Raw genomic sequence first — 13270 nt, forward strand, 5'->3', positions numbered from 1 at the left:
TCAACTAACTCTATTTCAAAAACTATTACTTTTATTTTAAAAGAAAAAAGACTGTAGGCAAACTCGAAATTTCGAGTTTGTCTACAGTCTGAAAGGACTCGTAATATACGAGTCCTTTTTGTTAAACATTCACTGGGTCCTTAGGACGTACAACAAATTCTCCATCAACATAATCAAATGTAACTTGTTGACCAGTTGCTACATTCCCCTTCAATAATTCTTCAGAGAGGCGATCTTCCACATGTTTCTGTAATGCACGACGTAGTGGGCGAGCACCATATTGTGGGTCATAACCTTCTTCAGCAATTTTTTCAAGAGCAGCATCTGTCAGTTCCAGCTCAATATTTTGTTCTTTTAATCGTTTCGTTAATGAATTAGCCATTAATGAAATGATTTCTTTTAGTTGTTCTTTTTCTAATGAGTGGAAGACAATCATTTCATCAATACGGTTTAAGAACTCTGGGCGGAATGCCTTTTTCAATTCTTCTAGCATTGTACCCTTCATATCTTTATACTTGCTAGATGAGTCGCCCACACTGAAGCCTAAGTTCTTTTGATATTTTAATGCATCTGCACCAACGTTTGATGTCATAATGACAACTGTATTACGGAAATCAACTGAACGGCCTTTTGAATCTGTTAAACGACCGTCATCTAATACTTGTAATAAAATGTTGAACACATCTGGATGTGCTTTTTCAATTTCATCGAATAACACAACAGAGTATGGTTTGCGACGTACTTTTTCAGTTAATTGACCGCCATCATCAAATCCTACATATCCAGGAGGTGAACCAACTAAACGTGAAGTTGAGTGTTTTTCCATGTACTCTGACATATCAATTCGAATCATTGCATCTTCATCGCCAAACATTACTTCAGCAAGTGCACGTGCAAGCTCAGTTTTACCTACTCCCGTAGGACCTAAGAAGATGAATGAGCCAATAGGACGTTTCGGATCCTTTAACCCTGCACGAGCTCGACGAATTGCACGAGAAATTGCTTCAACCGCTTCGCCTTGACCTACAACACGTTTGTGTAATTCGCCTTCAAGGTTTAGAAGTTTAGCTGACTCTTCTTGAGCAATTTTAGAAACAGGAATCCCAGTCCACATTGAAACGACTTCTGCTATATCTTCAACGGTAACTTTAGACTCTTCTTTCCCTTGCTTTTCCTTCCAAGTCTTCTTTGTTTGGTCTAGTTCATCTTTAATTTTCTGTTCCGTGTCGCGTAGGGCCGCTGCTTTTTCAAATTCTTGACTTGATACTGCAGCATTTTTCTCCGAACGAACACCTTCTAACTTATCTTCAAGCGCTTTTAAGTTTGGTGGAACTGTGAATGAACGTAAACGTACTTTTGAACCTGCTTCATCAATTAAGTCGATTGCTTTATCTGGTAGGAAGCGGTCAGAAATATAACGGTCTGATAGTTTTGCAGCTGCTTCAACTGCTTCATCTGTAATTTTTACACGGTGATGCGCCTCATAGCGGTCACGTAATCCGTTAATAATTTGGATTGTTTCATCTACAGATGGTTCATCTACTTGAATTGGTTGGAAACGACGCTCTAATGCGGCATCTTTTTCGATATATTTACGGTACTCATCAAGTGTTGTAGCACCGATACATTGTAATTCACCGCGTGCTAATGAAGGTTTTAAAATATTAGAAGCATCAATTGCCCCCTCAGCGCCACCAGCACCAATTAATGTGTGAAGTTCATCGATGAATAAAATAACATTACCCGCTTGACGAATTTCATCCATTACCTTTTTCAAACGATCTTCGAATTCTCCACGATATTTTGTACCTGCAACAACTGTCCCCATATCAAGTGTCATAACACGTTTATCGCGTAAAGTTTCTGGCACTTCATTGTTGACGATTTGCTGGGCTAAACCTTCTGCAATCGCTGTTTTACCAACACCTGGTTCTCCGATTAATACAGGGTTATTTTTCGTACGACGAGATAGCACTTCAATTACTCGAGTAATTTCTTTACTTCGGCCAATTACTGGGTCTAATGAACCTTCACGAGCAATTGCTGTTAAGTCACGTGCCAAGCCATCTAAAGTAGGCGTATTTACTGATTGAGTTACATTTTGGCCACTTTGAGCTGTATCATTATTGCCAAGTAGTAACAGCACTTGTTGACGTGCTTTGTTTAAACTTACCCCTGCATTTGAAAGGACACGGGCAGCTACTCCTTCACCTTCACGAATTAGAGCCAATAAAATATGCTCAGTACCGATATAAGCATGGCCAAGCTTACGAGACTCATCTACAGATAATTCAATGACTTTTTTAGCTCTTGGTGTATAGTGCACAATTGGTCCAACGTCTTTTGACCCTTTTCCAACTAGCTCTTCGATTCCAGATTCGATAATTTGTGGGCTAACATCGATTGCTTCTAACGCTTTCGCTGCAATCCCGCCACCTTCACGAATAAGTCCAAGTAAAATATGTTCTGTACCAATTGATTCATGCTTCCAGCGAATTGCTTCTTCTTGGGCTAATTGCAATACTTTTTGTGCTCGTTGAGTAAAACGGTTAAACATCATATTTTTCCTCTCCTTTGTTATTAAATTTATTGGTTTTTGAATTTAGTTTCTCTCGCAACATTTTTGCTCGGAATAAATCTCGTTCGTTTGGATGCAATGTTGTACCAGCATACTGTTGCACAAAACCAGGTTGAATCAAAATCATACATTCATTTAAAACATGTAAAGGAATACTCTTGATGATGCCCAAATCAACGCCTAATCGAACATTCGATAAACATGCTGCCGCTTCTTCACTTGTCATAATATGAGCATATTTTAAAGTACCCAGAGACCGATTAAAGCGATCTTCGAGTACAAGTGGCGCCTTGTTCAGTAGAGATTCTCGGGATGCACGTTCATTTCGGATAATTTGTACAACCGCGTTTTGTAAATCTTCAATAATTTCCTCTTCAGATTTACCTAGAGTTACTTGGTTTGAAATTTGATAAAAGTTCCCTAAATTTTCACTACCTTCTCCATATATACCCCTTACAACCATTCCTAATCTCGTTAACATCTGAGTTATAACTTTTATTTGCTTTGACATTGTAAGTGCAGGTAGATGCATCATGACTGATGCGCGGAGCCCTGTTCCAACATTAGTTGGACAGCTAGTTAGATATCCTAGTGTATTGTTAAATGCATATGGTAAATGATTTTCTAGTTCATTATCTAATTTATATGCTAAGTTATACGTTTCTAAAAGTTGCATTCCAGGTGATAGACATTGTATTCGTAAATGGTCCTCTTCATTAACCATGATACTAATGGATTCATCGTCTGAAATTAACACGGATGACGAATTTTCCTTTTTTGCTAATAGTGGGCTAATAAGGTGTTTCTCAACTAAAACCTGTCTTTGTAACGCAGGCATTTCTTTAATTGTGAAATGAGAAAAAATTTTTTCACTAATATTTAATACGGCCTTTGTTACGGCTTCATCAACTTCCTTTGCCTCTTTCTCAGAAAAGCTTAGCGGAAAACGAAAACCATCTAAATTTCTAGCCAATCGTATGCGGGTACTTATGACAATATCACCATCAGTTCCCTTTACCTTCATCCAACTTGGTGCTTCGCTTTTTAAAAAGTCTTCTATATTCATGATTGATCAACACCACCACTTTCAAGCTTGCGTTCCAGTTCTTTAACTTCATCACGCAATCTAGCAGCATCTTCAAACCGCTCTTCCACGATTGCCACTTTTAGCTGTTCGCGGATTATCTCTATTTGTTTTTTAATTCTTTCGTTACTTTGCTTTGTATTTCCAGGTACTTTTCCAATATGTTTTGTGCTTGATTGAATTTTTGCTAACACTTGCGGTAACTGATTACTGAATGTTTCATAACATTGTGGACAACCTAGCTTACCTTCATTCAAAAACTTTCTAAATGTAAATCCACAACTTGGACAAGTTGTGACTTGTTGTGTATTTTGTGTTTGCTTTTCTTGCGTTCCTGTTTTCCATATTGGAAGGCCAAACCAGTTTGAAACCAGTTGATGAATAGGTACTTGTTCATCTTTATGGAAATCTAAATTAAATGGATGAAACTGCGATGCACACACCTCGCAATAATGCCTTTCGCTTTTTTGGCCATTTACTACTTGTGTGACTGTTACTGTTGCATGGCGTTGCTTACAGTGCTCACAAATCATGACCCTCACCTCTTTTTATTAATCATATTTTAATGTTGTTAACATTGCTTTTAAGATGATGGATCTTAGCTCGTCTCTTGTTGGAAGTTGAAGACGAATTGTGGATCGATCAATCGCAGCTAAGATTAATTTTGCTTCCCGTTTTGTAATGACTTCTTCATCAATCAAACGGAATACAATATCTTCTGCCATTGATTGGGTAGCACCCTGTTCAATTTGCTTGATCATATCCTCTAGTAAATCTATTCTCGAATTTGCTTTTACACGCAATATTCGAATATATCCCCCGCCTCCACGTTTACTTTCAACTAAGTATCCTCTTTCGGCTGTAAACCGAGTATTAATAACATAATTTATTTGTGAGGGTACACATTGGAACTTATCTGCCAATTCACTACGTTTAATTTCAATATGCCCTTGACCACCTAATTCGATAATCTGCTTTAAATAACCTTCAATGATGTCAGATATATTTCCCACTTTTTTACACCTCACCTCAAGTCAAATCGCTCTGACGTATTTGCGAATTTCGTATCTAAAAGATGTAGCTTAGATATCACCCTCTCATAAGAGAGTAATTTTCTTTAAAAATCACATAAATCAGTCGGAGGTTTAATCCGCGCGCGTGGTTAGTCTTGTCACTAGACATACGAACGTGGAATTATCAGTGATGAGTGTCGTTCTAAATTTAAGATTATCCCTCATTGTATCTTTGAAGTTAAACACTGACTTTGACTAACTTTGACTTTATTATATTAAGGTCAAAATAAAAATGCAAAGAAAAAACATATATTTTAAAAAAATATTTCGAAACATTATGGTACATTTCAAATTTTAAACGTAAGGCTATATAAAAAACCGACAGTACGTTTTAAACAACGCCTTGTCGGTTTAGTATTTCTCATTTTATCCAAAAATAACCACTAAATTGTAACAGCTAATGTATTTAAATAATTGCTTATACCCAACGACCTACAATTGGATAATTCCAATAAGAATCATTAAGAGCTTTCACAATTCCTATGATTGGTACAATAATTGTCATTAGGCCAAAGATAATTAAGAATGGAATGCCAATGATGATAAAACTTAGTACTGTTGAAATCCCTATTAGTAGCCACATGACCGCTTGAAATAGCAACGCTTGAATTGATATGCGTTTCACCTCTTCATCAGAGCTCAATAGAAAAAATGCTATTGGTACTAGTACAGGAGCAAAAAATGCACTTGCATGAACGATAACTTTAGCCCATTTATTATCCATATATGTCAGCCTTCCTTATAATTTTTTCTTACCTTTTATACGGGTACCATGATTAAAAGTTTCAATAAATATGAAATTCGACAAAAAAAGAGTGAAGTTTTTCATATCACTCTAGGTAATTCTATGCCTTTTTACTTTTCGACTTTTGTATTTTTTTAACCGGTCCATCTTTAGGATCCACATCATCTACATTGTTCGCAAACATCCCGTGGGAAAGAATACCTGAAAAAAGCGTAGCACTAATAACTATTAGCACCTTATGGGATGTAGGTACTTCTGAATAATATTTTACTAACATAAATATCGCACCTACTGCGACAATAACCATTGTCGGAATGACAAATTTCATTCTATCTTTTTGCATTTGCATAACTTCTTTCTATAAAAAATACTCTTGCATGAACTATGTATATATCCTTATGGTTCTTGGATTTTACGACGTTCTTTTGCATTCGCTCGTTTGGCTTTTCTTAATTCTTGCCTCGCTCCACCCGTTTCAAATAACCGTTTTTCATCTTCTGTTTCAGGATATACTGCTGGTACTACAACCGGCTTTCCGTCTTCGCCAATCGCTACCATTGTGACGAAAGATTCTGTCGTTAACTTTTTTTCACCCGTTTTAATATTCCGCGATATTACACGAACATATACTTCCATTGAAGTACGCCCAGTTGATGTAACCATTGCTTCTAGTTCTAAAATATCCCCTACATATGCCGGTGAAACAAAGTCAACTGAATCAAATGATGCTGTTACAACTTGTTCTTTTGCATGCTTCATTGCAGTAATAGCCGCCATTTCATCGATATATGCTAAAACTTTTCCACCAAAAATAGAATGATGATGGTTTGTATCTGGCGGTAAAACTAGATGTGTTTGGTATGAACGGGAATTGCTCATAGGTAATGCATTATTCATCATGATGTCACCCTTCATTTTAATAATCAAAAAAACATATAGTCTTTTCAACAATCATTAATTTAAACTTAGTAAAGTAACTGACGCTTTACTTACTTGCTATTCATCATAGTATTGTTTCTTTTCGGAAACGGATACCTTCGTAACACTTCTTTTATTTTAACATCGCCTAGGGAATTTTGTATGTTTTGTAATTATTTATTTCACTAGCATCAATTTAAGAAGTCTATGATAACTGATACACCACTTGGAATTAGACTAGTGAATTCTAAAACAAATTCAGCAATTTCACTCATTTGGCTTAATCTTGTTAGAGGTGTTAAATCTACTAAATTCTGTACGTTTAATAAATCATTAACGATTTTTTGTATAGCAATAATTAATGCGTATTCCTTTGCATAACGAAAAGCCTTTTGTTCTATTAACTGTTGATATAATATACATATTTCCTCAATTTTAAAATCATCTGTCGCAGCCAAGGCTAAAATACCGATAAAAGGATAATGTACTCTTTTCACCTTAATATTTTGTTTATTTAATTCTTTCCTTAGTTGTACGGTATATTGAACTAGTAATGCATTATATTCTGTACTATAAATCGTCATAATTTGACTTAACGCTTGTAAGTGATTTCCTATAATAAATTGGTGTTTCTTCAATTCTAAATAATAACGCTGTATTGTTTCTGCACGTTGACCTATTGAATCTTCTTGAACACTAGTTTGCACAACAACATAGGGGATATCTTCTTTTGAAGTTAAAAAAGGTTGGCGACGATTCATTTCTTCGAATAAACTTTTAGCTCTTCTTGCATGTTCAAGAGAATCCTCTTGTAAAAATAGCGCACCTAATATACGGAAAGATGATTGTTTGAATTTCACATCTGCCAATAGACTGTCATGATTATTTATTTGCTTTATTGCTATATGTATATCTTTTTCTTCCATTAAGTAAGATGCTAATTTGTAGCTCAAGGCTGATTCAAGCTGCAACGAGAATGACTTTTCCTCATTAATAATCTCCATTACCTTTCTTAACATAACACCACTAAATTGCTTTTTATTTATTGTGTATTTACTTGCTAAAGACATGACTAAATGTTGGTCAGACCCATGACCCATATAATTAATTACACGATCATAATTCTCTTGGAACTGCTTTGAAAATTGTTCCTCATTCATTTTTCATCACTCCTACTCTCTTTTACGGTTAAAGAAATCTTTAGTTTCAAAAAATAAACTACAAATCTTAACAAAGAGCGATATCAAAAAAAAATTACCCTAAAGGCTTTAACTTCCTACCTTTAGAGTAATTATTTTTTATGGAATTTTTAATTCTTCTCTTTCTTCAGAAGTAAACACTCTTGAACGTGTTAAAAAGCGCTTCCCTTCAACACCTTCTAATGAAAACATTCCTCCGCGACCGTCCACCACATCAATAATTAGTTGCGTGTGTTTCCAATAGTCGAATTGGCTTTTGTGCATATAAAACTTAGCACCCCCAATTTCACCTAAAAGGATATCCGCATCTCCAATAAGTAAGTCCCCTTCCGGATAACACATAGGAGATGAACCATCACAACAACCACCTGATTGATGAAACATAACTGGTCCATGTTTATCTTTTAATTGCTGAATGAGTGTAAGAGCGGCATCCGTAGCAACTACTCTTTCAACCACTTGCAAGCCTCCTTTTAAATTAGAAGAAGCCTAATTTGTTTGGATTATAACTTACTAAAAGGTTCTTAGTTTGTTGATAATGTTCTAACATCATTTTGTGGTTTTCGCGTCCGACACCTGACATTTTATAACCACCAAATGCAGCATGGGCAGGATATTGGTGGTAACAGTTTGTCCAAACTCGGCCCGCTTCAATTTCACGACCGAAACGATATGCTGTATTCATATCACGCGTCCATACACCTGCACCTAATCCGTAAAGTGTATCGTTTGCAATTTCAAGCGCTTCTTCTTTTGTTTTAAAAGTTGTTACTGCAACAACAGGACCGAAAATTTCCTCTTGGAAAATACGCATTTTATTGTGACCTTTAAATACAGTTGGTTTAATGTAATATCCGTCTGAAAGATCACCTTCTAGGCTATTTCGTTCTCCGCCGATTAAGCATTCTGCGCCCTCTTGTTTTCCAATTTCTAAATACGATAAAATTTTCTCCATTTGTTCTGATGAAGCTTGAGCACCCATCATTGTCGTTGGGTCAAGTGGGTTTCCTGTTTTAATTGCTTCTACACGCTTTAATGCGCGTTCAATAAACTTTTCGTAAATTGATTCTTGAATAAGCGCACGAGAAGGGCATGTACAAACTTCCCCTTGGTTTAACGCAAATAATACAAAGCCTTCAATTGCTTTATCTAAAAATTCATCGTCAGCGTCCATAATATCTTCAAAGAAGATGTTAGGCGACTTACCACCTAATTCTAGTGTTACTGGAATAATGTTTTGAGAAGCATATTGCATAATTAATCGACCAGTTGTAGTTTCACCCGTAAACGCAATTTTTCCGATACGCGGATTTGACGCTAAAGGTTTACCTGCTTCTAAACCAAAGCCATTTACGACATTCACGACACCTGGTGGTAACAGATCTTCAATTAATTCCATTAGAACTAAAATAGAAGTTGGTGTTTGTTCAGCAGGTTTTAATACAACACAGTTACCCGCCGCTAAAGCAGGAGCTAATTTCCAAACTGCCATTAATAATGGGAAGTTCCAAGGAATAATTTGCCCTACTACCCCAATTGGTTCATGGAAGTGATAAGCTACTGTATCATTATCAATTTGACTGATGCTTCCTTCTTGTCCACGTACAGCACCTGCAAAATAACGGAAATGATCAATCGCTAACGGTAAATCGGCATTTAATGTTTCACGTACCGCCTTACCATTTTCCCACGTTTCAGCAACTGCTAGCTTTTCTAAATTTTCTTCGATACGATCTGCAATTTTATTTAAAATAACTGCTCTTTCAGCAGCAGATGTTTTACCCCAAGATTCTTTAGCAGCATGAGCTGCATCTAACGCTAACTCTATATCTTCTTCTGTTGAACGTGCAACTTTTGTAAACACTTTTCCTGTTACAGGAGTTACGTTGTCGAAATATTGTCCTTTTACTGGTGGTGTCCATTCCCCACCAATATAGTTATCATAACGTTCTTTAAAGTTTACTACTGCACCTTCTGTATTTGGGAATGCATAAGACAATGTTAATACTGACATGTGTTAAGCCTCTCCTTTTCACCGATTAGTCATATCCAATACCTTCAACACTCAAATTGCCCCAAGTTATGAAAAAGGTATTTGTATTAAAATATGAATTGGATTTCCAAAATATAACTAACAAATCTAGTTTTTTACCATAGATTAATAGAAAACTTTTCGACAAAAAATTGTGCATTTTAGGAACCATATGTATCCGGTCAGATCTTAACATCACCGATCGAAATGGTTATGTCTTATTAAATGTAATAAAATAGGTAATATGAATTTCACTTATTTCATTAAAACTAGTTTAGAAATCATAAAGGAACGATAAAACTTAGAGTAATAGCCTATTTTGCACTCATACAAATAATAATAAAATACTTATTTTTTCTTTCTTCCAAAACGACACTTTACTATATACTAAAGACATTAAAAAGATAGGAGTATTTATGCGAATTAATAAATATTTAAGTGAAACTGGAATTGTTTCCCGACGTGGAGCGGACAAGTGGATTGAAGAAGGGCGAATTACCATTAATGGTGAATTAGCCTCAATTGGAAGTCAAGTAAACGAAGGTGATGTTGTTTGTGTAGATGGCAAACCAGTAAAAAAAGAAGAAGAACTTGTGTATATTGCTTTAAATAAACCGGTTGGAATTACAAGCACTACCGAAAAACATATAGAAGGAAATGTTGTTGACTTTGTTGGCCATTCAAAGCGTATTTTTCATATTGGACGCCTAGATAAAGAATCAGAAGGCTTATTACTTCTCACAAATGATGGTGATATTGTAAACGAAATACTACGTGCAGAAAATCACCACGAAAAGGAATATATCGTTAAGGTAGACAAGCCAATTACTGACCAATTTTTAAAGCGAATGTCATCAGGTGTTAAAATTTTGGATACAACAACTTTGCCGTGTAAGGTAGAGAAAATATCTTCTCATGTATTTAAAATTATTTTGGAACAAGGACTAAATCGCCAAATTCGCCGTATGTGTTCTGCTCTTGGCTATTCAGTCAAACGTCTACAACGCATCCGCATTATGAATATTCATCTAGGTAATTTAAAGGTTGGTAAGTGGCGAGACTTAACTGAAAAAGAAAAAGCAGAATTATTTAAGCTACTTGACTATAAACCAAAAAGTAAATAATTCAATTTACTCTTTGCAAGTTTATCTAAAGTAAAAAGACTTATTAATCCTAATTAAAAAGCGTGGAGCCATATTTTGACTCCTCGCTTTTTTATAAACCACCAAGGTAAGCTGCTTTTACTTGTTCGCTTTCTTGAAGTTCTTTCGCTGTACCAGATAAAACAATTTTACCTGTTTCTAACACATACGCACGATTTGCAATAGAAAGTGCCATATTTGCATTTTGTTCTACTAATAATACAGTTGTCCCTTGTTCATTTACCGTCTTTATAATTTCAAAAATCTTCTTAACTACTAATGGCGCCAATCCCATTGATGGTTCATCCATTAATAACAGTTTCGGCTTTGCCATTAACGCACGACCCATAGCTAACATCTGTTGCTCCCCACCAGACAAAGTCCCTGAGAGTTGCTTCTTTCTTTCATCCAATCTAGGAAAGAGTTCATAAATATATTCTATATCTTTTTTTATACCATCACGATCGTTCCGTAAGTAGGCTCCCAATTCTAGATTTTCCTCAACCGACATATTGGCAAATACTCGGCGACCTTCTGGAACATGAGAAATACCACTTTTCACTATGGATTGCGCTTGTTTTCCGGCGATTGATTGTGTTAGGTATAAAATATCCCCATTCTTTGGTTTTAACAGGCCAGAAAGCGTTTTTAATAGTGTTGATTTCCCAGCCCCATTAGCACCAATTAACGTAACAATTTCCCCTTCATTAACCTCTAAGGAGACGTCTTTCAATGCATGGATATTGCCATAAAAGACATCGATGTTATTCACTTTTAGCATCTTAATCAACAACCTCCTCACCAAGGTATGCTTCAATAACCTTTGGATTATTACGTATTTCAGTAGGCGTACCATCCGCAATTAATTGACCATGATCTAGTACATAGATGCGTTCACAAATACCCATGACTAGGTGCATGTCATGTTCAATTAATAAAATCGTTAAACCAAATTCTTTACGAATGAATGCAATAAGCTCCATTAAGTCATGTGTTTCTTGTGGATTCATTCCTGCTGCTGGTTCATCTAACAACAGTAATTTAGGGTTTGCAGCTAATGCACGTGCAATTTCTAGACGTCTTTGCATCCCATATGGTAAATTTTTTGCTAATTCATCTTTATAAACATCAAGGCCAAATATTTTAAGAAAAGCTAACGACTCTTCTTCCATCTTCTTCTCCCCAGAAAAGTGACTAGGAAGACGAAATATAGATGAAACAATTGAATGCTTAGCTAAATTATGGTTTGCCACTTTAACATTATCAAGTACTGAAAGGTCCTTAAATAAACGAATATTTTGGAATGTACGGCTAATACCTAGTTTTGTTACTTGATATGGTTTAAGCCCATTAATTTTTTTACCATCAAACGTAATAGCCCCTTCAGTTGGTTGATATACACCTGTTAACATATTAAAAGTTGTTGTTTTTCCTGCCCCATTAGGCCCGATTAAGCCAATCAGTTCTCCTTTATTCAAGTACATATTGACGTTTTGAACTGCCTTTAATCCGCCAAATTGAATTCCTACATTTTCAGCTTTTATAAGAAGGTTATTGGTCATGCTTTAGAACCTCCCTTTTTCCCAATCTTGAATAAATCTGTAATTTCCTTTGTCCCCATTAACCCCGTTGGACGATAAAGCATAACTATAATTAAAACTAAAGAATAAATAATCATACGAGTCTCAGGGAAGTTAGCCAAATAAGTTGAAACCACTGTTAATAGTATAGCCGCAAGAACTGATCCTGAAAGGCTACCTAAGCCCCCTAAAACGACATAAATTAAAATATCGAAGGATTTTAAGAATCCAAAAGTTGTTGGTTGAATGATATAAAAGTTGTGAGCATAAATTGCTCCTGCAAGTCCTGCAAAGAACGAACCAATTGCGAATGCAATAACTTTATAATAAGTCGTGTTAATTCCCATGGCATCTGCAGCAATTTCATCTTCACGAATTGCAATACACCCTCGGCCATGACGAGAATTTGTAAAGTTGGAAATCACTAAAATGGTAATGACTACACCAATAAATGCATATGTCCAAGTTGACATATGATTAACAACCATCCCAGCAGCTCCACCAACATAATCAACATTTAGAAAGACAATACGAATAATCTCCGCAAAACCTAATGTTGCAATTGCTAGGTAATCCCCTTTAAGTCGTAATGTTGGAATTCCGACTAATAAACCAGCTAATGCAGCAACTACTGCTCCTATTAAAATTGCAATTGGAAACGGTAACCCTAGTTTCATTGTTGCAACTGCACTTAGGTAAGCACCTACTGCTAAAAATCCTGCATGCCCAATCGAAAATTGACCAGTGATACCTATTACGATATGTAAACTAACCGCTAACATAATGTTAATACACATTGTGATCAGCATATTTTGATAATATAGATCGAGTAATTGCATCGAGATTGATAGTTGTACAACTGCATAGATTACTAGTGCTAACAGACAATAGCCCCAAAAACTCTTAGACTTTTTCATAT

At 35.8% G+C, this 13270-nt stretch carries 14 protein-coding genes; 1 reads left to right on the plus strand and 13 read right to left on the minus strand.

Translation table 11 applies throughout. From position 1 onward, the window contains the following. Window positions 1–121 precede the first annotated feature (121 nt). From JOD29_RS13240 to adh, 10 genes are all read right to left on the minus strand, one after another. The gene (locus tag JOD29_RS13240; protein WP_124765581.1) at window positions 122–2560 is read right to left on the minus strand and encodes an ATP-dependent Clp protease ATP-binding subunit; all 2439 of its coding nucleotides are present in this window, start codon (window positions 2558–2560) and stop codon (window positions 122–124) included. Further along, a complete protein-coding gene (locus JOD29_RS13245; RefSeq protein WP_124765583.1) occupies window positions 2550–3644 on the minus strand; it encodes a protein-arginine kinase McsB in 1095 nt (364 codons plus the stop codon). The genes JOD29_RS13240 and JOD29_RS13245 overlap by 11 nt, the downstream gene beginning before the upstream one ends. Then, window positions 3641–4195, minus strand: a complete 555-nt coding sequence (locus tag JOD29_RS13250; RefSeq protein WP_124765585.1) for a nucleotide excision repair protein — start codon at window positions 4193–4195, stop codon at window positions 3641–3643. Before JOD29_RS13250 ends, JOD29_RS13245 begins: the two co-directional genes overlap by 4 nt. Before the next feature lie 18 nt (window positions 4196–4213). Next, window positions 4214–4675, minus strand: coding sequence for a CtsR family transcriptional regulator (locus JOD29_RS13255; protein WP_124765587.1), 462 nt, complete (start codon window positions 4673–4675; stop codon window positions 4214–4216). A 478-nt stretch (window positions 4676–5153) separates the two neighbouring features. Continuing rightward, window positions 5154–5459: a magnetosome magnetite crystal formation protein family gene (locus tag JOD29_RS13260; protein WP_124765589.1), complete on the minus strand. Its 306-nt coding sequence runs from the start codon at window positions 5457–5459 to the stop codon at window positions 5154–5156. Window positions 5460–5580: 121 nt separating this feature from the next. Next, window positions 5581–5823, minus strand: coding sequence for a hypothetical protein (locus JOD29_RS13265; protein WP_124765591.1), 243 nt, complete (start codon window positions 5821–5823; stop codon window positions 5581–5583). Between the two features lie 53 nt (window positions 5824–5876). Then, a complete protein-coding gene (locus JOD29_RS13270; RefSeq protein WP_124765593.1) occupies window positions 5877–6377 on the minus strand; it encodes an acyl-CoA thioesterase in 501 nt (166 codons plus the stop codon). Between the two features lie 212 nt (window positions 6378–6589). Continuing rightward, entirely contained in the window at window positions 6590–7558 is a 969-nt protein-coding gene (locus tag JOD29_RS13275; protein WP_124765595.1) for a DUF4003 family protein, read from the minus strand. A gap of 138 nt (window positions 7559–7696) precedes the next feature. Then, a complete protein-coding gene (locus tag JOD29_RS13280; protein WP_124765597.1) occupies window positions 7697–8056 on the minus strand; it encodes a DUF779 domain-containing protein in 360 nt (119 codons plus the stop codon). 19 nt (window positions 8057–8075) lie between these two features. Next, entirely contained in the window at window positions 8076–9596 is a 1521-nt protein-coding gene (gene adh / locus JOD29_RS13285; protein ID WP_124765761.1) for an aldehyde dehydrogenase, read from the minus strand. A gap of 449 nt (window positions 9597–10045) precedes the next feature. On the opposite strand from adh, the gene rluF reads away from it, so the two are divergent. After that, on the plus strand, window positions 10046–10753 hold the full coding sequence (gene rluF, locus JOD29_RS13290; protein WP_124765599.1) for a 23S rRNA pseudouridine(2604) synthase RluF: 708 nt from the start codon (window positions 10046–10048) through the stop codon (window positions 10751–10753). A gap of 91 nt (window positions 10754–10844) precedes the next feature. Here the strand turns inward: rluF and JOD29_RS13295 are convergent, their stop codons facing one another. From JOD29_RS13295 to JOD29_RS13305, 3 genes are read right to left on the minus strand one after another with little or no spacing between them, the layout of a single operon-like run. Further along, complete coding sequence (locus JOD29_RS13295) at window positions 10845–11552, minus strand: ABC transporter ATP-binding protein (protein WP_124765601.1); 708 nt, start codon at window positions 11550–11552, stop codon at window positions 10845–10847. Window position 11553: 1 nt separating this feature from the next. Then, a complete protein-coding gene (locus JOD29_RS13300) occupies window positions 11554–12333 on the minus strand; it encodes an ABC transporter ATP-binding protein (protein ID WP_124765603.1) in 780 nt (259 codons plus the stop codon). After that, window positions 12330–13268, minus strand: a complete 939-nt coding sequence (locus JOD29_RS13305) for a branched-chain amino acid ABC transporter permease (protein WP_124765605.1) — start codon at window positions 13266–13268, stop codon at window positions 12330–12332. Before JOD29_RS13305 ends, JOD29_RS13300 begins: the two co-directional genes overlap by 4 nt. Between the last annotated feature and the right edge of the window lie 2 nt (window positions 13269–13270).

This window comes from Lysinibacillus composti (assembly GCF_016908465.1).
GTDB classification, from domain to species: Bacteria; Bacillota; Bacilli; order Bacillales_A; family Planococcaceae; genus Ureibacillus; species Ureibacillus composti_A.